The following is a 21,730-nucleotide window of genomic DNA, read 5'->3' as shown; positions in this document are numbered from 1 at the left end:
CTCCCAGCTGTTTCATTAATTTTCTCACAGCTGCCTCCGTGTTAGTAATCGTACCCCAAAAACGCGGCGCCTCCCTACCCTCATCCGCAATGGCAACAGCAATTGTTTCCTTCGAAACGTCTAAACCTACGTATTTTGTGTTAAGCTTCATAATGTTGACTCCTCCTTTTGCATTGTAGCTCTGCTTTGGTTTTCCCTAAAACAATTATTTCCAAAGTAACCTACGTTGTTGCAAATTCGGGGAGTCGACCTTCGTTCATGATAACTTGCAATATCAGAATTGTTCAGCTTCGCTGAAATCATATAAATTCTGATATTATAAGAAAAGCTTCTGACCGAAGCCCTTCCGACGAAGATACATTCGTGTTTTAGATGTAGCTTTTCTTGCAATATCAGAATTGTTCAGCTCCGCTGAAAACTTATAAATTCTGATATTATAAGAAAAGCTTCTGACCGAAGCCCTTCCGACGAAGATACATTCGTGTTTTAGATGTAGCTTTTCTTGCAATATCAGAATTGTTCAGCTCCGCTGAAAACTTATAAATTCTGATATTATAAGAAAAACCGCCCGGACCGAATGTACATGCATTCATTCGGCGGAGCGGTTTTTCTTGTATCGTTCAGTTTAATCTTTTACGCATACGATAATCCAGAAATCATCCGTCGGCTGCAGCTCCAAATGTCCGCCGGGGCAGCTGATCGTCGTTTCGAATAAAATCCTTTCATGCCGTATGACTCTAGGGGATGCATACCGCTTTTCCCGATTCATGTTCATTTACCGTATCCTCCCTCCTACTTATTTCCCGTAAATATGCCTCTGATAAAATCCATCAGATTGGGCGCTTCCTGGTTGCCCGCGCCGTCCGTGCTGTAGTATTCGACGGTTTGAGTCGTCGTCGCGTAAATATCGAACGGTCCTGTATACGACTTCCAGCCAGATCCGTTGGTACGATAGACGGTTCCCGTCACTGTCGATAAATTGTCAGTTGCACTCAACGTTATGTTGAAGCCCGCGATATAGGTTTTACCCGCAGGGGTGACCGCATTGATCGGAGCAAAGGCGTATTTGGTAACCGGCAGCGTTTTATCCAGCTTGAAGGTGAACGACTTGCCCGCCTCGGCATTCCCCGCCCGATCCTTGCTGTAATATTCGATCGTATAGCTGCCATCGATGATGATGGTGAATGGAGCGGCATATTCGGTCCAATTTCCGCCGTTAATCCGGTACAGCGTCTTATCGACGCCAGAGCCCGGCGCCGGATCAACTGCGTTAAAGCTTACGGTTACGTCGGATTTATACCATCCGTTCAATCCGTTCGGCGCCACAGGACTGGTCGCAATCGTTGTTACCGGTGCGGCGGTATCCGGCGGCACGGAAATCGTAAATGCAATATCCCGGGTCAGTTCGTTACCGGCATGATCCACTACGGTGAAGTGGACGGTATGAGGACCTTGCGCGTTTACCGTAAAGGAACCGCTTGTGCCGCTTGGCCGTTGAATATCGCCTTGATCGATCCGGTACGTGACGGTCCGTACGCCGGATACGTCATCCGCTGCATTGAACTGGACGGTCACGGGCTGCGTGTACGTTGCGCCGTTAGCCACACCGTTCACGGTAAGCGTCGGCGCGACCGTATCCGTTGGGGTCAAGCCGACGTGCAGGTCGGTAACCGGTGGCGGAACCGTTACGGATCGGCTCGTAGCCGTCTGAAAGCCCGGACGGCTTACGACTACCCGATATTCGCCTGCCGCCGTATTCCACGCATACCGGCCGTCTTCGCCCGTCGTTTGCGGGTTCGTGACCGGATCCAGTCTTCCCGGATACGCGTCCTCGCTCATGTTCACCCAAGCGCTCAGCTCGGGATCATGATATTGTAAAATGACGGTAGCTCCCGGTAACGGCCAATCGTTCTGAGTTCCTTTCGCCGCATTGTAGACAATGCCGCTGGGATCAATTAATACAATGTCAAAATGAAGCGGCGGACCGGTCTGGCTGTTCGCATACCGCGGAGTCAGCTGAATCGTTAACGGCGTCTCCCATAATCCTACCAGGCTCGGCGTGAAGGTAAGGGACCAGTCTATGCCGTTTTGCGTGATCATTTCCGCATGATACGCATCGCCGTTTCCATCCGTAGCGACTAACGCAACTCCCGTCGCCTGCGGATTATTGAAGGACGCATTGACGGTAAGCGGCGTCGTTCTGCCGGCTACCGGCGTGCCGTCGCTTTGATTTCCGCGTCCTCCCCCTAACGTTACGTTAGGCGGTACTACGGGAGCCAATGCTTCAATCTGATAAACGGCGTTCGCAAATGGTACCGAGTCGCCTTGTTTATAAGCATTTACCGTTAATTGATGGACGCCCTGGGCATTCGGTTGAACTCGCCAAGTCGTCTGGGCATTCATGCCGACGGCAAGATTGCCGATCATATGCGTGGCATCTCCGTCAACAAGGCTTAAGCCGGAACTCGGCACAATAACCAATGTCACATTGGCAAGAGGACTGCCCAGATTATTGTTCAGATAAGCAATGAGATTAATCGGCGAGGCCGACCATTCCGGATAAGACAACCGCTGTCTGCCGCTTAGCACCAGCGTCTGATTGCCGCCTACTCCCGGTCTTCCGTAATAGGTCGTTATGGTTCTGGTTTCGCCCGGCGACAGTACGGCGGGGTTCCACCACATTCCGACGGCGCTATCGCCGGTTTGACGGTTTTCCGTTATCGTATAATCCCAATCCGTATTTCTGATGGAGCCCCAGTTTGCGATCGTAAACCGGTCCGGCGCCGTCGCATCTTTGCCTTTCATTGTGTATTGAGAACTGATATCAGGGTTATTGAAATCTTCGAACGCTTGCCAAAATGAAGGAACTTGCGCGCCAATGTAGTTTTTTTCATAATTGACCGATTCGATCCCCGAAGCCGTCGGCACCCGGAATGGAGCCGAGTCGTTACCGTTGACCATCGTGTCCAGCATCATACGCAGGCCGACTTCATGGCCGACGGTTCCCGTATTGGTCATCGTATAACGGATTTTAACGGCGTCGGGAATTCCCGTAGCCGGATTAATTGCGGTTTGCAATACCTGCTTCACGGAAATATCTCCTGTTTTCCATACGCCTTCATTCGTCATATCGTCCAAATTGTAAGGAAGCGTAACAAACGAAGAATTCACATCATCCGAATTGCCAAAAACTCGATTCACTCCGTCAACCCGGATTGTAGTAAATGAAGTTCCCGGGCTGCCGGGCCAGTTGTAAATGACATTATACCAGTGGTCCGTCGATCCAGCCTCCTTGATTCCCATATTGAATCTTCCCGTTTGGTCGATCTGCGCCTGAACGTGTTCATTGGCGATTTGTCCGTCAGGCAATGCAAAAGCGCTGAAAGTTTTAGGATTTTTGGGAGGAAACGGGATGTCCTTGGACGCTGCCGGATTGGTTTCCGCAAATGCGGTTTGCCATACGGTCAGGAAACTCATCAAAAATAGTAAAAATACGGAAATAAACTTTTTGGCTTGATAGCGGCGTTGCCTCACGCGTGCTCCTCCTTAAAAATTGGAATCCAAGCAGCTGCAATTCGAATCCATGAGAATGGTCGGATACCTCACCCTTTCTCCAAAATGGCATCATTCTTGTAATTCATGAGACAAATTGTATCATCATGCAACAAATAATACAATATGTATCATACAAGGTTTGCAAAATTTAATTTTTCACAACGATTGGCCCGCATCAAATAAGGGCTGGACAGAGACAATGATATTCTCTGCCCAACCCTAATATTTTGCAGCCAATTCATTTCCAGTTCCTCCAGCCTATCAAGTAAATGTCCTCGTCCCGCTCCTTGTTATCCCTTGAGTCCCGATGATGTAATGCCTTGGTGGAACCAGCTCTGGGCAAACAAGTACAATAGCACGATCGGTGCAGTCGTAAAGCTTGCCGCAGCCATCAAAAGATGGTAGTTCGGGCCCTCTGCGCTGACAAAATAAAGCAAGCCTACCTGCAGTGGTCTTAACGACTCGCTGGATGTAATTCTTGCCGTTGTTTACACAATTCGGCATGATATCGTGTTAAAACGGTCATTTATACGATAGAAACGGCAATCTTCATGCTGTCAATAATAAGAAATGATTATAATGAAATGTTAAATTGCCTGCTTGGTATCGGGATGCTACCATGAAAATATAAAATGAATGGAGTGATAATCATGAGAAAATATATGACATATGCGAATGCGGAAAGCCGTTTTCTTGCAAAAAACACAATAATCCTCAACGGAAGTATTAAAGCTGGAGGTATGTTTCGTGGATATATTAAAAAAGTTTTTGGCTTACTACAAGCCTTATAAAAAGGTTTTGTTTGCGGATTTGTTCTTTGCGTCACTGGCTTCGATGGCCGTACTTGCCTATCCGATGCTGGTCAATCAAATTACGAAAAACGCAATAAGCGAGCATGGGATCGATTTGGCGTTAGTTGTAAAAATGATCGTTCTCTTTTTATTTTTGATGGTCGTGGAGTACGGAAGCAATTTTTATACGGATTATTGCGGGCATGCGATGGGGGCAAAGATAGAATCGGATATGCGAAGCGATTTGTTTCGGCACGTTCAGAAGCTTTCGTTTCAATATCACGACAATACCCGAACAGGCCAGCTCATGTCGCGGATCACAACAGATTTATTCGATATATCGGAGCTTGCGCACCATGGACCGGAAGATACGGTTATATCATTGGTGAGAATAGTGGGTTCGTTCATTATACTGGTAAATATAAACGGAATGCTCACTTTAACCATCTTTTTGATTTTACCTGTCATGATTGTTTTTGCCTATCACTATAGCATAAAAGTGAAAAACGCCCTCAAAAAGAATAAGGAGCGCATAGCCGACATCAACTCGCAGATCGAAGACAGCCTTTCCGGGATTAGAGTTGTACAATCGTTTGCCAACGAAGAGATCGAAATGGATAAATTTAAGGGAAGCAACCGTCGATTTCTGGAAAGCAGGAAAAACGGGTATAAGGTTGAGGCGCTGTTTTTCAATGGATTGACCGGATTCATTTCATTTATTAATATTTCGGTTGTTGTCGTGGGCGCCCTCCTTATAAGCTATAACCAACTGCAGCTGACGGAGCTGATTACCTTTTTGCTCTACTTGAACACCTTGGTCGACCCTGTGAAAAGGTTGGTGAACTTTACCCAAAATCTTCAAAACGGAGCGGCTGGATTTGAGCGTTTTATGGAAATTTTGGCAATCGAACCGGACATTACCGATGCGCAGGATGCCGCTACGTTAAGCAAGGTTAAAGGCAAGGTGGAATTTGTCGATGTAGGCTTCCAGTATGGCAGCGAATCGAATTATGTGTTCAGAAATATAAATATTACGGCCAATCCCGGTGAATATATAGCGCTTGTGGGCTCATCCGGAGTTGGAAAAACGACGCTTTGCAGTTTAATTCCGCGTTTTTATGAAACCAGTGAAGGTACGATTCAAATTGACGGCACCGATATAAAGACCGTTCAGCTAAAGTCATTGCGCGATCATATCGGGATCGTACAGCAAGATGTATATTTGTTTTCGGGTACGATTAAAGAGAACATATTATACGGGAAGCCCGGGGCCAGCGACGAGGAAATGATCAACGCGGCCAAGCATGCGAATGCCCATGAATTTATAATGGGTCTTCCGGGCGGCTATAACGCCAATATCGGGCAGCGCGGCGTCAAGCTATCCGGCGGTCAGAAGCAGCGTCTAAGCATCGCGCGCGTATTTTTGAAAAACCCTTCTATCCTTATATTTGACGAAGCCACTTCCGCCCTGGACAATGAGAGCGAAAGCGTGGTGCAGGAAAGCTTTGAAAAGCTGGCTCGGAACCGGACTACGTTTGTCATCGCGCACAGGCTGTCCACCATCAAAAATGCAGACAGGATTATTGTGCTTTCGGAAAAAGGGATTGCAGAGGAAGGTACGCATGCAAAGCTATTGGAGAAAAAAGGGATTTATGAAAAGCTGTATACAATGCAGTTTAATTAAGTGAAGTTACTGCTTATAGACCTTGGCTTCACTCCAGGCGTCTTAAGCGGCATATCGACCGGCACGAACGCAAACAGCCTCCCTGACCAAGACATCTTGGCGCGGGAGGTTGTCTGCGTACGACGGCGCATATCCGATTCATTGTCATTTCGGTCAACAGCATCGTCGTTGTCGTATTCGGTCAGCGCATTATTGGGTGCGTACCTTTTAATGATGGGAATACCATTCCTTGTAATCTCGCTCGACGGCTTCTCTGGAATACCGCTTGTGGAACTTGCCCGGACGCCGCTCCGGGCTGCCTCCGTACAGATCCATGTCGTCAAAGACGACGATGTCGGTCCCCCACTGCTCCTTCGCTTTGCTTTTCACTCGCTTCCACCTGCTCCTGAATACGGTACTGTACATTCTGCAACAGCTCCTTTTCCTTCATGATGGTAATCATTACCCGCAGGAAAAAAAATCTAACCGCAGACAAGCGGAAAATGCGCCAGCGATTTCACGCTTCGCTTAATGGTGCGGCTGCTCGCCCGAAGCGGCGGCCGCTTCATCGTGCTTGACCGGCGGGAGCCGGTTCGAGCTGTACACGGCAAAGCCCAGCATCGTGGCAAGCAGTACGCCGCCGCCGGTATAGAAGGCCGCGGTCAGACCGAATGCCTGGCCCAGCAGGCCGAACATGGCCGGAGCCGTCATCTGCGACAACCGGTTCGTCAGCAGACGCAGTCCCATGACTTTACCCCGCTCCGATTCCTTCGTATCGTCGACCATAATCATGACGGTCACCGGCAAATTCATGCCGATTGCGCTGCCGAGCAGAAACGTAATGATGATAATGCCGATCAGATGAAAGGAAACGAGTGGTATCAGAATCAGGCACAAGGACGCTATACAACCGGCATAGATCAAAATATGCTCCAGCGTCGTTCGCCTCATAAACTGCCCGAGCAAAAACCGCGAAACGAACCCGGACAAGCCGATCAGCGAAACGACCATCGATATGACGAATGCCGAATAGCCGTTCCCGTTCAAATATAGCGGAATGAAGCTTCCGTACAGCGCCTGGATGAACATGATCAGAAACGTCCCTACAAGCCCGAATTGAACGCTCCGGTTGCGGGTCAAATGAATGCCGCTGATGTAGCTGTTCAGCATTTCCTTGGGCTGGAACAGCTCTCTCGTCCGGGTCAGCTTGCCGGGGCCATCCTTGGTTTTTACGAGCGAGACGAGAACAAAGCATATCGTGCAAGTGATGAAGGAGGCGATAAAAGCAGACCGGTAGCTCCACAGCGAGGAGCCGAAATAAGAGACGACCAGTCCACCGAGCAGCGGTCCGGCCATATTGCCTACCGAGTTCCACATGGAAAACCGGTTAATATTTTTGTTGCGCTTCTCCCTGTCCTGCTCGCCCTCCGAGGCCAAAACCTGCAGCGAAGACGCCATAATAATCATGCTTGCGCCCAATAGCACCTGGGACAGGCCCAGCACGGTCAGCGTCGTGCTCCAGGACATCATGGCCAGCGAAGCCATGAGCAGGAGGCAGCCGATCTTCGTCATCTGCATCGGACCGAGCGTATCGATCATTTGCCCGATCGGCATTGCAATAAACATAGGCAGCAGCGATCTTAACGTCACGATGAATCCGATTAAAGCCGTTGAAGCCCCCAAAGCGTCGGCGTACAACGTGAAAAACGGTTGTGCCACCGACATGACCCCGAAAAAAATGCCGCCGCCGTATATTCCGATCGCCCGCACCGCTTTTTCCGTATTCATATCAGGTCACCTTTCTTTGTCTTGTCATCTATCTCTTGTATTGGTGAACTCATAGGTTTATCCTACAAAGTAGCGGTATCACTCCACTCTATAGTATGAAGATTGTGTAAACAAGTAAATAATCGAAATTGAATGACCTTATTCATTTTATGAATACACTGGCCGCAGCCAAGGCTGCGCATCCCTTCATACATTTTGCATATTTACCGGGAAATGGCGGTGCTTTATGACTTTCGATCAAATATTGACCTTCGTTACCATCTATCGTTCGGGCAGCATATCCAAAGCGGCGGAAAAACTGTTTTTGCCCCAGCCCACCGTCTCCCACCGGATCAAGCAGCTGGAGCGGGAGCTCGGCAAGCCGCTGCTGATCCGCGCCAACGGCACGGTGCGGCTGTCGGAGGAAGGCAGCGCCTTTCTGCCCTTTGCGCTGAATGCGCTAACCTCGCTCGATCAGGGCCGCGAAGCCGTCGAGCATTTGAAGCAGGGCCTGACCGGCAAGCTGTCGTTCGGCTGCAACAATTCGTTTGCCGGCACCGTCCTGCCTCCGATATTGGAAAGCTTCGTCGAATTGTACCCGAACATTGCGCTGCAGGTGCACTGCTATTCAACCCAGGAACAGATCAAAATGATTAAAAGCAAACATTTTCAAATCGGCATTACCCGCTACACGGCTAACGAACCGGGCATTACGTTCCGGCTTCTGTATGCGAGTCCCTTGTATGCGGTCGTATCGAAGGAGCATCCGTATGCGGGCCGTACTTCTCTAAGCCTGCGGGATGTGTTGAAGGAGCGGCTTATTTTGTACGAAGCGGACAGCATGTACAGAAAAAAGCTCGACCTGACGTTTAACGATTTGAATATGCTCTATGATCCGCATTATGAAACGAACAATTTGCAGCTGATTAAATATTGGATCAAAAGTACGATGGGGATTTTTCTTTCGTGTCCGCTGTATATGCAGACGGAGGTGGCGAGCGGGGAAATGGCCGCGATTCCGATCGAGCAAAACCCGTTTCCGCTCAATCAGATTTTCCTGATGTACCGGGAGGAAGAGCTGAACAGCCTGGACTACTTGTTCATGCGCCATTTCGAGAAAGCGATGGAGCCCTTCCACCCGGCGGATACGGACGATCCGGAAACGCAGGATTGACGATTAAGGGGCCGCGGGCTGCGACCACTGGAACGGATTCGTATTGAAAAATAAGTTCGGGTTGGCCTGAATGTTATGCGCCCAGAACGTAAAATGAAGATGGGGTCCGGTAGAAAAACCGGTCGTGCCGACAAGGCCGATAATGTCGCCCTGCTTGACGCGGTCGCCCGTCTTTACGCGCAGCTCCGATAAATGGGCGTATTGCGAAAATAACTGCATGCCGTGATCGATATAAATTGAATTGCCGGTCAAATAAAGACTGTCGGCCAGCGCTACGATGCCGTCGTTCGTCGCCTTGATCGGCGTCCCTTCCTTCGCCGCGAGATCGATCGCCATATGGCTGCTGTCGAATTTGCCGTTCACGTAGCGCGTGTGTCCGTAAGGGGTCGTCAGGATGCCTTCGACCGGCTGAATAAACGGAGACGAGAACAAGAAGGACGGCTCGGACTTGCTGCGGGCCAAGTCGATTTTGGCCTGATCCGCCTGGATACGCTTCGTATCCTGCTTCATGCTTTCCATCTGCTTCGTCACCTGCAAATATTGCGTTTCGAATTTTTTCGCCTTGATCGTGAGCGTCTTGCCGCCGATCGGGTAGGAGCCTGCCTTCGTATTCATCGGCACCGGCAAATAGGCGAAATAGCCCGCGCCGAACGGCTGCAGCTCGTATGTTTTTCCCTGCCATGCCACGCTGCCCGGCGAACGGTGGCGCACCAGCACGATATCGCCCGGCGACGCGGTTTCCGGCAGCAGCGTCCAATCCGACTGAATCGAGGCTTTGGCAGCCTCCGGGCTCGCATACAGCGCCGCTTCCATCGCCGTGCTCCGCAGCCGTTGACGTTCCGCCTCCATCTTGTTCAGCATGTCCGGCGTCACCTGCCGGCTCCAGCTTTTGCCGCCGTCAACCGTCGCCCACAGCGGGGCGCTGTCAGCCGCTTCGCCCGGCAGCAGCGCCCAACCGATCGTCTCCGTCATAAACTGCGATTTTTTCACGTCGAGCTCCTTGCCGTCGACCGCAATCCGCTGCACGGACGGAAGCGGCCCTGTTATCCAATCCGCCGCAGGAGGGGGGGATTGCGCTGCGGCGCGGCCGGAGTCGGCAGCCGAGGTTCCCGACGCGGACGCAGAGCCGGTTGCAGCCGTGGAGCCGCCGGGCGCAGCTGGCGGCGATGAAGCGGCTCCGCCGACAGCTGCGGGCGAGACGGCAGATCCGCCCGCGGAGGCCGACGGCGGCGGTGCCGTCCCGCCGGCCGAATTCCCGGCGGCAGGCGTCGCTGCTCCGGAAGCTCCGCCTGCGGCTGCGGGAGCCGAGGCTTCCGGTGCGGCTGCTGCAGCCGGCGCAGCGTACCAAGTAACGCCGCCGTCATCCGTCTTCAGCAGCCCGTCCGTATAAGCTACCCAACCGTGCATAAAATCGGTCATTTGGAATTCGACCGCTTCCCGCGGCGGTTTGACCGGAAGCTTCCCGGCCTGCTCGGCCGCTTCCGTGCCCTTGTTTTCCAGCATGCCCAGCATGCGGGACCAATCCAGATCCGGCTTCAATACGACGACCGACAAACATGCCGCAGCGCCAACGCCCAACAAGGCAAGCGCATATTTTCCTTTTCGGCCGGTTCTCCTCTTGCTTCGAAAGCGACGACTGCTCATATGTAGTTGTTCCTTTCACGGTTTATTTGCAGGTAATTCCATGATTTCCCTACAGCTATATATCTTTAGTACGACACCTGCGGCAGGAATCCAATTTATGATTGCTGCCGCATCCCGCGCCAATCGCTCGGCGGTTTGCCGTAATACTTCTTAAACGCGCGGGAAAACGAATACACATCTGGATAGCCGACCGAAAGCGCCGTTTCCGTAATTGTCAGCGTATCTGCCGCAAGCAGGGAAACCGCCTTCTCCATCCGCAGGCGAAGGATCAGCCGCTGAGGCGAATATCCCGCCTCCTTCGCGAACATGGAAGAATAATGGGAGCGGTGAACGCCGGCCGTCGCGGCCAGCTCCGCAATGCTTAACGGCTCCGTATAATGCAGCCGGATATAAGCAACGGCTTCCGCCAGCCAGCGGCTGGGCAGCTGCTTCGCCTGCTGCCGGCGGCGCGGCTCCGCCTCGTCAACTCCCGCAGCCGCTTCGCCATCCTGCGGCGTCAGCGGCTGCGTCGCCAGCTTCGGCCGGCCTGCGCTTGCCGCGCCGCCGAGCAGCGCGAACAAGCGGAGCAGCTCGCTTTGCCTCAGCAGCGGATCCGCCGCCGCGCCGGCGGACGATCCGGCGACAAGATGCGCCAGCGCCCTGCGGACGGAGCGGCCGATCGCTCCTCTTATATACGGCACGCCCGCATTCAGCCCGATTCGCGCCAGCAGCTCCGGCAGCTGGCCGCCGTCGAGCGTAATCCAGACCATTCGCAGGCTTTGGACCGAAGGAGCCATGCGATAATAATAAGAAATATGCGGCATCAGGCAGAACAAATCGTTCTTTTGCAGCAGCTGCGATTCGCCGTTATACTCAAGCCGGACTTTCCCTTCCATAATAAAATGAAATCCGTAGCAATCAATGACCTTCGGTCCTACGGCATAGCCCGGCTTCGCGATATTCCGCCCCGAACGAACGAGCCACAGCGCCCCCGCCTTCTCCAGCGCGGTCGGCACATTATACCAAAATTCAGCGAATTCACCGCTGTATTCCTGCATCCGCACCTCTCCTTATTTCAAGCCCGATCCGATGTGCGCCCTATTCGACTCCGGCCTTGATAAACCAACATTTTGCTAAATACATTGTGTCATTCCGGCGGCGGCCGAGTCAAGCTATACTGTAGAAATCAATCTATGCCAAACATTTATTCGCCGGATTTTAAGCTGAGTTAAACTTAGGTGTCGCAACATCATTCACAAGGAGAGGATTCCATGAATCGTCCGAACATTTTGCTGATTACGAGCGATCAGCAGCATTGGAATACAATCGGCGCTTTTCAGCCCGAGCTGAAGACGCCTAATTTGGACAGGCTGGTGCGCGAAGGCACGACCTTCACAAGAGCCTACTGTCCGAATCCGACCTGCACGCCGACCCGCGCGTCGATCGTGACCGGCATGTATCCGAGCCAGCATGGTGCGTGGACGCTCGGTACGAAGCTGCTCGAAGACCGTCATACGGTAGGCGACGATTTCAGCAAGGCCGGGTACCGGACGGCGCTTGTGGGCAAAGCCCACTTTCAGCCGTTAAAAAGCACGGAGGCGTACCCGTCCGTCGAGGCGTACCCGCTCCTTCAGGACCTCGATTATTGGAAGGAGCATAACGGACCTTTCTACGGCTTCGATCATGTGGAGCTGGCGCGCAACCATACGAACGAGGCCCATGTCGGCCAGCATTACGCGCTTTGGCTGGAGGAAAACGGCTGCGCCAACTGGCGGGACTATTTTGTCGGGCCGACAGGTACGATGGACCCTGAGATTCAGCATAAATGGCCGATCCCCGAACGGTTTCATTATAATACATGGATTGCGGAGCGCAGCAATGCGCTGCTGGAACAGTATAAGGAAAACGATGAGCCGTTTTTCCTCTGGTCCAGCTTTTTCGACCCGCATCCTCCTTACCTCGCTCCCGAGCCGTGGGATACGATGTATGATCCCGAGCGGCTGACGATTCCGGCCGTCACTCCCGGCGAGCATGACCGCAATCCGGAGCATTTCCGCAAAACGCAGGAGCATGATCCCGATTTCAGCTATTTGAAGCAATCCGGGCACGGCATCCACGGCTATCATTCCCATGTGAATTTGCCGGATAGCGAACGCAAGCAGCTGGTCGCTACATATTACGGCATGATCAGCCTGCTGGATAAATATGTCGGCAGTATTCTGGATAAGCTGGATGAACTGGGATTGGCCGAGCAGACGATCGTCGTATTCACAACGGATCACGGGCATTTTTTCGGACAGCACGGTCTGCAGTACAAAGGCGGCTTCCACTACGAGGATTTGATCAGGCTGCCTTTCCTCGTCCGCTATCCGGGAAACGTGCCGGCCGGCCGGACCTCGCCCGCCCTTCAATCGCTTGTCGATCTGGCGCCGACCTTTTTGTCATTGGCCGGTTTGGAAATTCCGCATGCGATGACCGGGGTCGACCAGAGCGAGGTTTGGCTCGGCACCAAGAGCGCAGCACGGGATCACGCCATTTGCGAGTTCCGGCATGAGCCGACGACAATCCATCAAAAAACGTACGTGGACGAACGTTACAAAATTACCGTTTACTATAACCAGATGTACGGAGAAATTTTCGATCTGCAGGAAGACCCGCTCGAGCTGAACAATTTATGGGACGAACCTGAAGCCGCTTCGTTAAAAAGCGAGCTGCTGCTCAAATATATATGGGCCGAGCTGGGCAAAGAGCCGTTGGCCATGCCGCGCATTTGGCACGCCTGACAGGCAAGGGCCGTTCCCGGAATGGGAACGGCCTTTGCCATGAGCCCGGGGACGGGGCTGTTCAACGCGTTCCCATTCCCCTCCATACATTCCGACATAGAGGAAAAAAATTTACGCTTCTCCCCTATTTCGACACCATCCATAAATTGACTGTGCGATAATGATTCAAGATACATTTTGTATCAAAATTTCAATGAAAGGAGCGTGCGCATGATGAAAAACCGCATGTATTCGCCGCCAATAGTGGTCTCCCACAACGCCGTTCATTTCGAAACTACGATCAGCGGCGGTCACAATGGTGGCGGCTATCCCCCATTCCCGCATTTTCCGGATTTCGGAAACTGGCTGGAGCAATTTTTGAAATGGCTGCGGGACCATAAACACCGCCCGTAGGCCGATACGTTCCGAGCCATTGCAGGCCGGGCATTACCTGCTGCAGCCCGTCACGAATACGTGGCGGGCCTTTGAAAGTTGCGAACAATTCTCGACGATCCTATCCGTATTCGCGGTATTTAACCGTCGTTTCGGCGGTTGCTCAAAGCGATTCTACAATGTAAGGTCTGCCAGCACGGCTTCGGATACAGCGGCCAAATCCCGGCCGTCCAAAAAGATTTGCAGTCCGCGGCGGCCGGCGCTGATGCTGACCGGGCGAACGTCGACGACCGAATGATGCAGGTAGAACGGATACTTCTTTTTGACGCCGAGCGGAGATACGCCGCCCCGGATATAGCCGGTCAACGTTTGAATCTCCTTCACCTGCACCATCTCGACCTTTTTGTTGCCGCTCGTTTGGGCCAGCGCCTTCAGGTTCAGCTCCTTGTCCCCGGGGATGCAGGCCATGATGACCCCCGTCTTGTCTCCTCTGAGCACAAGTGTTTTGTACAAATGACCGGCGGGCAATCCGACCTTCTCCGCAACGGTGTAGGCGTCCAGCTGATTTTCATCCCAATCGTATTCATGCAGCGTATAAGGCGCTTTCGCAGCATCCAGCATCCGGCAGGCATTCGTTTTGGCTGCCACGACCTACAGGCTCGCTTTCCGCAGCACTTTGGCCATCATCGCGGCATTCGGATAATCCGCAGCCTCATACTGGCGGATCACTTCTTCGATATCGAAGCCGACCCGTTCGATGGACGCTCTGACCGTGCCGTCCGTTATTTCCAACGTGGCGTAAGAAGCCATAGCGAATCCGTCGAAAGGCAGTCCGACGCTGCCGGTATTGATGACCAGCCTGCCTTGAATGAAACGGATAAACGGCTTGTGGATATGACTGTAGACGTAAACCTGCGCATCCCTGGCGGACATCAGCTTCCCTTGGATCGTTGCATCATCCGCACTGGAATTGACGATTTCGAACAGGCTGTCCGGTGTCGCGTGAAACAGATGCAGCCTCATCCCCTCGACCACCGTATCGATTTCGGTCGGCAACTGGGCCAAATAATCGATATCGGCCTGATCCAGCTTTGATACGATCCATTCCCGTTCCCGATTCATCATCTCCAATGCCTGATCGGCCACCTCGCCTTGACGCACTCCCCGCACAACCCATTCATCCGCATTGCCCTTGATGACCTTGGCATTCAAGGAGCGGATTAATTCCAAAGACCGCTTCGGCTCCGGCCCGCGATAGCATATATCCCCCGTCACGATTATTTGATCCGCCTGCTTGGTGCGGATATCGGCCAACACATGGTCCAAGGCCCGCGCATTTCCGTGGATATCGGATAAAATAGCAATTTTCATACGATTCAGCCCTCCGGTCAGTTATTAGTCTGTATATGTTGAACTAATGGTTTCGTTTCATTGGAAAGGATTTATTCCAAAGCAACGATTGAGAAAGGATGATAGGAAAAGATGCAATTGTACATCTTTTCTTCTGCTCATCAATTCGCGTGATTAAATTCCTGATAAACTGCATGTTTTCTCCGCTTCCGCTTCTGATCGATCCCTAATCCGTGAGAACACCTGCATATATGCAGGAATTCCTTATGAACAAGTCATTTCGATAAAAAAAGCCTGCATTATTGTAGGAATTTCGTTTTATTGGAGCAGGATCATCTGCTGGATTATGTATGTTCTATTGCTTTACACGCACGCGGGTTTCTTTAGTTCAACTTATAGTATAAATTTACCATAACGGCAGTGCAATATCTCACTGGGCCTTTTACTGAATTCGCGCAACCCCGGTTCAAAGCAAATACGCGCTTCAAAGGGGGCGTTACCGCCTCTCCATCCCACGGCCATACCCTATACTCTGGGCATTGCGTTAAATTTATAAAGCGTTCGCCCAAGGATAAGCGGCTCCGCCGCCCTTAAAGGACAGGCGCGTTTGTCAAGGTTGTGCAAAGCAAAGTATAAAACTTATACTTTCTATTCAACTAGGATAAACGGCTTCGCCATCCTTGGGGGACGAGCGCGTTTATCAAAGTTGTGCGAAGCAAAGTATAAAATCTTATACTTTCAACTAAAAACCCCTCAGCCTGCACGCTGATTTCACCAAGGTGATCTCGCGCAGACGAAGGGGCTCGCCGAATATCGTATAAACTCGCTGACTTACTGAGCTTGCAGGATGGATGACAGTGCTGCCACCCAGAGTGTCACGCTTGCAAGATCGCTTTTTAAGGAGAAAGCTCCTCCAAGCTTTTGCCCTTCGTTTCGATCCCGAACAAACCGAATATGATGCCTCCGGCAAGCGAAACGACGCCGAATCCCAAAAATACGTACGAAATGGATGAATTGGTCAAAATGAATCCGACATACGTCGGTCCGATAATCGAGGAAAGACGCAGCCAGGCACTGGCCAGACTCGTCCCCAACGCTCTCATCCGGGTCGGGTACAGCTCCGGCGTATACAAATATACAGCCATCGTGACGACAGCCACCCACGCGTAGCCTATGGAAGCCCAGATCAACACCTGAGCCGGCGTTTTGGCCCCGATCAGCCAAAGCGTAATAAAGCTTGCCGCTCCCAGCAGCATCGAACTCGTTATCCATGCTTTTCGGCCGACGATATCAATCGTCAATGCGCAGATGAAAGCGCTGACGACACCGGCCAATATAAGGACGAGTCCATACAGCAAAGATTGTTCGACAGAAAGATTAAACACCGATTTGAAAATCGACGGCACCCATGTGCTTACTCCGTAAAAAGCCAAATAGGACGTGAACCAGATCGACCACAGCACCAAAGTCCGCTTGCGATAAACGCCTTTGAACAGTTCGCGAACGCTGCCGGGCTGCTGCTCCCGGTTCAATGGAACGATAACGGGCTCCGGCAATACGCCGTTCGTCCGGGCCCGGACATTATCTTCGATAAATGTCATAGCTTGATCCGCATCCTTGGCTCGTCCTACGCCTGCCAGCCATCTGGGCGATTCGGGCAGCTGCCGTCTCATAAAGAGCGTCAATATGGCCGGAATGCCGCCAATAATAAAGATCCACCGCCAACCTAACGTCGGAATCAAATAGTAGCTTGCAATCGCAACCGCCATGAGACCGAACGAGAAAATCAGTTCGTAAAGCAGAACGAATTTGCCGCGACGCTGGGCTTTCGTAATTTCATTAATATAGGAGGCGGCCAGAGGAACTTCTCCTCCCAACCCGATCCCCTGAATGAACCGGAAAAAAAGCAGCGAGCCGAGACTCCATGAAGCCGCAACAAAAAAACCGGTCACCGAAAACAATAAAATGGTATAAATGGTCATCCTGAGACGACCGAATTTTTCCGCTAAAAAGCCGGTCAGCAGAGCGCCGATCAATTGGCCCAAAAAACCGATGGAAATCACCATCCCTATTTGTCCGGCCGATAAGTTAAACTCCTTGATCAGGACAGGGAGCGCATAAGCGATCGCCAAAGCGTCAAAAGCATCGAAGAACGTTGCCGTTCCGACAATAAGCCGGGCTTTGGTCTGCCAACGGGTCAACGGCAGCCGCTCGATTCGAGCGGCTATTTCCTCAGGACTGCCTGCGCCCGCGCTCATGCCCGGCATTATTTTCGTACGCGGGGGTATTTCCGTATGATTTGCAAGCTCCATAAACTTCGTCTCCTCGTCTGATTAATGAACACCGCGTACTTGCGATTCCCGGGTTTCAGCTACCAGGGAACCTTCTGTCCGTCCGGTAAATTATTTGCATAGGTTTCCATATATTTGGTAATTTCTTCTTGCACGTCCTCGATACTGCGCGCATCGTCCTTCAGCAAATAGTCCACCCAATGTTTCCCGTAGCGGACATGGTTCGACTCATCCGACCAGTCGACATCGGCGAACAGTTGGGAACGCGGATCGCCCTGCTGCTCGTAGTACCTTACCCGGACGCTTTTTCGCGGCATAAAGTATACTTCCAGCCCCAGCGTCAAGTAACAGAGCCGGTGCAGCAGCGGCATGCCTTGCGACTGCTCGAACAGCACCATATTGACCTTGGACGGCTCGACTCCAAGCTCGCGCAAGCGAATGGCGCCAAACTGGGCATGTCGAACCTCATCCCAAAAGTGATGGGCGATATCCATAAAATATTGCCGCGGGGCATCCAGCTTCCAGGAATCAAAGATGATGGTAGCCAGCAGTGCCGCTGCGTAAAATTCATTGAAGTATACCTGAAATTCTCCGATGGAACGCTCCCTTAACGGAAGCGACAGCTTGGATTCGTAGCTGCCCAAGTCATCGTGCTGAATCCGGTCGTCGAATATCATGTGAGCAGGCCATTCAAACAGCGCTTTCTCCGGCCGCAACGCTTTTCTGCCGATTCGGGTTCCCAGCCCTCCGATGCAGCCGGCTTCCTGCAAAAGCTCTTGCAAGTAGGTCGTCCACCGGTTCTCCTCCTCCGAAGGAGACGATTGCAGCAGCAGCAGCTTCTTCACGGACTCCAGCTCTCTTTCCACATCGGATAATAACCGGTACAAAATCCGGATTTCCAATGCGTTGGCGCTGGAATCGCCGGCTTCCGCATGCTCCCGATAAACGTCGGCGAGATTTCGCAGCATCCACGCCAGTCCGGACAAAAAGCTTCGCTCGTCCGGAGCTTGAATCAGCTCCTCTCCTACGCGCGCCAGCGCCGGTTCAATATTGGCGTCCCGATGACGTCCTCCGCGGAGCTCCTCCAGTCTCGTTCCAAGCTCGTTCAACCGTTCGGCATGAGCGTAGAGATGGTAACCGAGCTCGATTTTCATTTCCCAATCGGGTATTTTGAGGAACCAGCCGGCAAGCGCCCGGACACAGCTTTGCTCAATATACGCGTAGCGCCGCAGCAGTTCGACCGACTTGCTTATATCCACCCCCCCTTGCAATCGTTCCTCCACATATTCGCGTACATTTTCCTTCATACGATTCACACTCCCTTACCTTTTTCCGAATGATTACAGCCGTTTTTAAAATAGCCGCTGTTTGTATGCGCTTACTTCCTGCTTCAGTTTAATCCGCTTCAAGCTCCAACTCCTTTCATTTCCAGCCATCAAGTATCAGATTTGGAACTGAATCTCCGCACTTTTCTGCTATTCCCGGTGCAGCTGCCGGTATTGGGACGGCGACATGCTTACCAGATTTTTAAAGCTGCGGTAAAAGGTCGGCAGCGATTCGTAGCCAACCTCGAAACAGATCGAAACGATGTTCATATCGGTTTCCAACAGCAGCTTCTTGGCGATCCCGTGTCTGACTTCGTTCAAGTACTGGACCGGCGTCATTTGATATTTGTCTTTGAAAATCGTATTGGTATACCGGACGCTAACTCCAAATTTTTGCGCCAACTGCTCGGATGTAAAAGATTCATAGTAATGCTGGTCGATATAGGCCCGGATTTTTTCCGCCCTCAAGCTGTTAAAATCGTTCGTATGATTCGATTGCCGCGCTCTGCACAAGACGAGTATCATTTCGCTCAAATACGTTCTCATCGCCCAATCGCTGAACATCGTCTGCTGCCTTTCCTCGAATAACAGCTTTCTCAAAAGACCTCTCGTTTCATTGGCGTAGAGAGAATTCAATCTCAGTTTGAAAGATCCGGTAAAGCTGATATCATCCCTCTGCAGAGGGGCAAACATGTTATCAAGCGCAGCTTCGTTAAACGTAAGGATCAATAAAGCAAGATGCGAATTCGAGGATACCGCATGCTTCGTATAAGGAAAAATAACGACAACGCTGTTTTCCGACAAATCGTGCGTTTTCCCGTCCAGCAGTACCGACCCTTGCCCTTCAATGACATACAGCAGCTGATAAGTATGGTGAAAATGAACGCGGAGCTTATAGCTTTCCGTATGTTTGCTTTCATACAAATGGATACCATTCATTGTCCGTGCACCCTTAGTATTGGATTTCATAGCCGCTTGCTTGAATGAGATTGTCTTTATCTGCATCCTTATCGTATAGCCGCTTTTTCCCGTTGTCCTTCGAATATAAGAAGCAATTCTTATTTTCGGAACTAAATTCGAGCGATGCGCCGCAGTGGATGCGAACGGGGAACCCGTCCCCGATCCTATACGAAAGACGCCTCCATATCCACAAATGTAGTGGAATGGAAGCGTCTTTTTTTCGAGGCGGTCCTTGAGGTTAAAAAAGGTTGCGGCGGCCGCAAGGCTGTAAGCTTTTTATATGCGCATTTATACCGGAGCCTGGGTGCCAAGCCCATCCATCGCCGGCTTTTTGCCTTCGTTGATTTGTTTAATCCATTCCAGAGGCACTTTCGGCTTCCGGTCGTAGGTAAGCAGCCCGTTGATCTCTTGCTCGACATCCGTCAGCTGCGTATAGCAAAAGCCTTGGACAACCGGGCTGTTCAACAAAGGATGGACGACCGCGGCCAGCCGGTTCACGAAATCCCCGTCATCCGCTGCGGCCGAATAACCCCAGCCTTCCTGCTCGCTCTTGCGGAACGAGATACCTCCGAACTCGGAGACAAGCACCGGTTCTTGCTCGTGCTTGTAACCGGGCACATAAATCCACCGGCGGGCCGGCTTCGCGCCCACGGCTTTATCGACGGTAGAGTACCGCTCGGTCAAAACTTCCTCTCTGCTCTCATAATCGTGAATGGTACACAGATCGGATTTGACATGCTCCCAGCCGTCATTCGATATAACCGGACGGGTCGGGTCGAGCGATTTCGTCAAATAGTATAAGGATAATGCATGAAATTGCTGCAGCTGATCAACCAGAATGTTCGGGACGCCCCAGCTCTCGTTAATCGGAACCCAGGCGACAATGCACGGATGGTTGTAGTCCCTGTCTATCGCTTCCATCCATTCGTTCGTCACCCGGGTTACGTACTGCTCCGAATAGGCATACGCGTTAGCCATCTCGCCCCAAACAAGCAAACCGAGCTTGTCGCACCAATACAAGTATCTGGGGTCTTCGATCTTTTGATGTTTGCGGGCGCCGTTAAAGCCCATCGCCTTGGTCAGCTCTACGTCCTGCCTGATCGCATCGTCGGAGGGCGGAGTCAAGAGACCGTTCGGGAAATAGCCTTGATCGAGCACAAGCTTCATATAATAAGGGCGGTTGTTCAAGCAGAGCTTGCCGTCGACGACCGATATTTTCCGCATGCCGAAATAGCTTTTCACCCGGTCCGTCTCCCGGCCGTTTACCGTAATCACAAACTCGATATCATACAAATTCGGTTTGGTGGGAGTCCACCACCGGCCCAGGCTGTGATCGTTAAAATCATGCAGCTTGACCGTTCTGGCTTCTTCCTCATGACGCAAAACCGTCTCTTCTTCCGCAACCGTCTCGCCGCCGAATGAAATGATCGTTTTCAGCACCGTGTTGGCTTGACTGACAGGACCGTTCATAAACGTACGGATTTGAATTTCATTGCGGTCAATATCGGGAGTCAGCTTCGTTTTGGCCAAATAGATCCGATCCACGGGCTCCATCCACACGGTTTGCCAAATACCTGTAGTACGGGTATAAAAGATGCCGCGCGATTTCTCTTCCCAATATTGCTTGCCGCGGGGAAGCGTTACATCTTTGCTGTAATCCTGCGCACGGACAACAACGACGTTCTTGCCTTGCTGCAGCAGCGCTGTCACATCCGCCGAAAAAGGGGTATGTCCGCCGTAATGAGCGGCGGCAAGTCTGCCGTTCACCCATACCTTCGCCTCGTAATCGACAGCTCCGAAATGAAGCAGCACCGTTTTACCGTTATATTCGGACGGCAGCTGAACTTCTTTGCGGTACCAAACGATGTCGTGGAATTCGGTTTCCCCGATGCCGCTTAATTCGCTCTGGTAGCAAAAAGGCACTTGAATCCGCCGATCCAGCGTCCTCCCTTCATACCAACGCTCCCGGATTCCGGCATCATTGTCGTCATACGCAAATTCCCATTCACCGTTTAAATTCAACCAATCTTTTCTAACAAATTGCGGGCGGGGGTATTCTGTTCTTAACATGTCAGC

At 51.7% G+C, this 21,730-nt stretch carries 16 protein-coding genes; 4 read left to right on the top strand and 12 right to left on the bottom strand.

Translation table 11 applies throughout. The annotated features are described in order from the left end of the window. Window positions 1-625: 625 nt before the first annotated feature. Both E1757_RS35950 and E1757_RS23225 read right to left on the bottom strand, forming a co-directional pair. Complete coding sequence (locus E1757_RS35950; RefSeq protein WP_165972253.1) at window positions 626-775, bottom strand: hypothetical protein; 150 nt, start codon at window positions 773-775, stop codon at window positions 626-628. Window positions 776-792: 17 nt separating this feature from the next. Then, the gene (locus E1757_RS23225) at window positions 793-3,534 is read right to left on the bottom strand and encodes a carboxypeptidase-like regulatory domain-containing protein (RefSeq protein ID WP_133232585.1); all 2,742 of its coding nucleotides are present in this window, start codon (window positions 3,532-3,534) and stop codon (window positions 793-795) included. 768 nt (window positions 3,535-4,302) lie between these two features. Here E1757_RS23225 and E1757_RS23220 point away from each other — a divergent pair. Then, a complete protein-coding gene (locus E1757_RS23220; RefSeq protein ID WP_133232583.1) occupies window positions 4,303-6,030 on the top strand; it encodes an ABC transporter ATP-binding protein in 1,728 nt (575 codons plus the stop codon). Between the two features lie 207 nt (window positions 6,031-6,237). Here E1757_RS23220 and E1757_RS23215 read toward each other — a convergent pair whose 3' ends face one another. Both E1757_RS23215 and E1757_RS23210 read right to left on the bottom strand, forming a co-directional pair. Continuing rightward, complete coding sequence (locus tag E1757_RS23215; RefSeq protein ID WP_133232581.1) at window positions 6,238-6,435, bottom strand: CsbD family protein; 198 nt, start codon at window positions 6,433-6,435, stop codon at window positions 6,238-6,240. Between the two features lie 102 nt (window positions 6,436-6,537). Beyond that, entirely contained in the window at window positions 6,538-7,797 is a 1,260-nt protein-coding gene (locus E1757_RS23210; RefSeq protein WP_133232579.1) for an MFS transporter, read from the bottom strand. A gap of 226 nt (window positions 7,798-8,023) precedes the next feature. Here E1757_RS23210 and E1757_RS23205 point away from each other — a divergent pair, with 226 nt between their 5' ends. Continuing rightward, on the top strand, window positions 8,024-8,950 hold the full coding sequence (locus E1757_RS23205) for a LysR family transcriptional regulator (RefSeq protein WP_133232577.1): 927 nt from the start codon (window positions 8,024-8,026) through the stop codon (window positions 8,948-8,950). Window positions 8,951-8,953: 3 nt separating this feature from the next. Here E1757_RS23205 and E1757_RS36945 read toward each other — a convergent pair whose 3' ends face one another. Both E1757_RS36945 and E1757_RS23195 read right to left on the bottom strand, forming a co-directional pair. Continuing rightward, window positions 8,954-10,594 carry a M23 family metallopeptidase gene (locus E1757_RS36945; protein ID WP_281282529.1) on the bottom strand — a complete coding sequence of 547 codons (1,641 nt, stop codon included), beginning with the start codon at window positions 10,592-10,594 and terminating at the stop codon, window positions 8,954-8,956. 95 nt (window positions 10,595-10,689) lie between these two features. Further along, window positions 10,690-11,631, bottom strand: coding sequence for a helix-turn-helix transcriptional regulator (locus E1757_RS23195; protein ID WP_133232575.1), 942 nt, complete (start codon window positions 11,629-11,631; stop codon window positions 10,690-10,692). Between the two features lie 213 nt (window positions 11,632-11,844). On the opposite strand from E1757_RS23195, the gene E1757_RS23190 reads away from it, so the two are divergent. Then, complete coding sequence (locus E1757_RS23190) at window positions 11,845-13,356, top strand: sulfatase family protein (RefSeq protein WP_133232573.1); 1,512 nt, start codon at window positions 11,845-11,847, stop codon at window positions 13,354-13,356. A gap of 210 nt (window positions 13,357-13,566) precedes the next feature. Then, a complete protein-coding gene (locus tag E1757_RS23185; protein WP_133232571.1) occupies window positions 13,567-13,749 on the top strand; it encodes a hypothetical protein in 183 nt (60 codons plus the stop codon). A 153-nt stretch (window positions 13,750-13,902) separates the two neighbouring features. Here E1757_RS23185 and ybaK read toward each other — a convergent pair whose 3' ends face one another. From ybaK to E1757_RS23155, 6 genes are all read right to left on the bottom strand, one after another. Further along, window positions 13,903-14,376 carry a Cys-tRNA(Pro) deacylase gene (ybaK, locus tag E1757_RS23180; RefSeq protein ID WP_181956678.1) on the bottom strand — a complete coding sequence of 158 codons (474 nt, stop codon included), beginning with the start codon at window positions 14,374-14,376 and terminating at the stop codon, window positions 13,903-13,905. Between the two features lie 3 nt (window positions 14,377-14,379). Continuing rightward, window positions 14,380-15,099, bottom strand: coding sequence for a metallophosphoesterase family protein (locus E1757_RS23175; protein ID WP_133232569.1), 720 nt, complete (start codon window positions 15,097-15,099; stop codon window positions 14,380-14,382). An 875-nt stretch (window positions 15,100-15,974) separates the two neighbouring features. Next, a complete protein-coding gene (locus tag E1757_RS23170) occupies window positions 15,975-17,390 on the bottom strand; it encodes an MFS transporter (RefSeq protein ID WP_133232567.1) in 1,416 nt (471 codons plus the stop codon). A gap of 59 nt (window positions 17,391-17,449) precedes the next feature. Continuing rightward, window positions 17,450-18,676, bottom strand: coding sequence for a DUF455 family protein (locus tag E1757_RS23165; protein ID WP_133232565.1), 1,227 nt, complete (start codon window positions 18,674-18,676; stop codon window positions 17,450-17,452). Between the two features lie 168 nt (window positions 18,677-18,844). Next, on the bottom strand, window positions 18,845-19,633 hold the full coding sequence (locus tag E1757_RS23160; protein WP_246079424.1) for an AraC family transcriptional regulator: 789 nt from the start codon (window positions 19,631-19,633) through the stop codon (window positions 18,845-18,847). Between the two features lie 309 nt (window positions 19,634-19,942). Continuing rightward, entirely contained in the window at window positions 19,943-21,724 is a 1,782-nt protein-coding gene (locus E1757_RS23155) for a glycoside hydrolase family 2 protein (protein WP_133232561.1), read from the bottom strand. Window positions 21,725-21,730: the final 6 nt, after the last annotated feature.

Origin of the sequence: Paenibacillus piri (genome assembly GCF_004354045.1) — a bacterium.
In the GTDB taxonomy this organism is placed as follows: Bacteria; Bacillota; Bacilli; order Paenibacillales; family NBRC-103111; genus Paenibacillus_S; species Paenibacillus_S piri.
The sequence above is the reverse complement of the archived record's forward strand: the minus strand, read 5'-3'. Positions and strand labels throughout refer to the sequence as shown.

Coding starts and splice junctions, on each gene's coding strand:
- E1757_RS35950 (WP_165972253.1), bottom strand. CDS start 775: ATGAACATGAATCGGGAAAAGCGGTATGCATCCCCTAGAGTCATACGG.
- E1757_RS23215 (WP_133232581.1), bottom strand. CDS start 6,435: ATGTACAGTACCGTATTCAGGAGCAGGTGGAAGCGAGTGAAAAGCAAA.
- E1757_RS23210 (WP_133232579.1), bottom strand. CDS start 7,797: ATGAATACGGAAAAAGCGGTGCGGGCGATCGGAATATACGGCGGCGGC.
- E1757_RS23205 (WP_133232577.1), top strand. CDS start 8,024: ATGACTTTCGATCAAATATTGACCTTCGTTACCATCTATCGTTCGGGC.
- E1757_RS36945 (WP_281282529.1), bottom strand. CDS start 10,594: ATGAGCAGTCGTCGCTTTCGAAGCAAGAGGAGAACCGGCCGAAAAGGA.
- E1757_RS23195 (WP_133232575.1), bottom strand. CDS start 11,631: ATGCAGGAATACAGCGGTGAATTCGCTGAATTTTGGTATAATGTGCCG.
- E1757_RS23190 (WP_133232573.1), top strand. CDS start 11,845: ATGAATCGTCCGAACATTTTGCTGATTACGAGCGATCAGCAGCATTGG.
- E1757_RS23185 (WP_133232571.1), top strand. CDS start 13,567: ATGATGAAAAACCGCATGTATTCGCCGCCAATAGTGGTCTCCCACAAC.
- E1757_RS23175 (WP_133232569.1), bottom strand. CDS start 15,099: ATGAAAATTGCTATTTTATCCGATATCCACGGAAATGCGCGGGCCTTG.
- E1757_RS23170 (WP_133232567.1), bottom strand. CDS start 17,390: ATGGAGCTTGCAAATCATACGGAAATACCCCCGCGTACGAAAATAATG.
- E1757_RS23165 (WP_133232565.1), bottom strand. CDS start 18,676: ATGAAGGAAAATGTACGCGAATATGTGGAGGAACGATTGCAAGGGGGG.
- E1757_RS23160 (WP_246079424.1), bottom strand. CDS start 19,633: ATGAATGGTATCCATTTGTATGAAAGCAAACATACGGAAAGCTATAAG.
- E1757_RS23155 (WP_133232561.1), bottom strand. CDS start 21,724: ATGTTAAGAACAGAATACCCCCGCCCGCAATTTGTTAGAAAAGATTGG.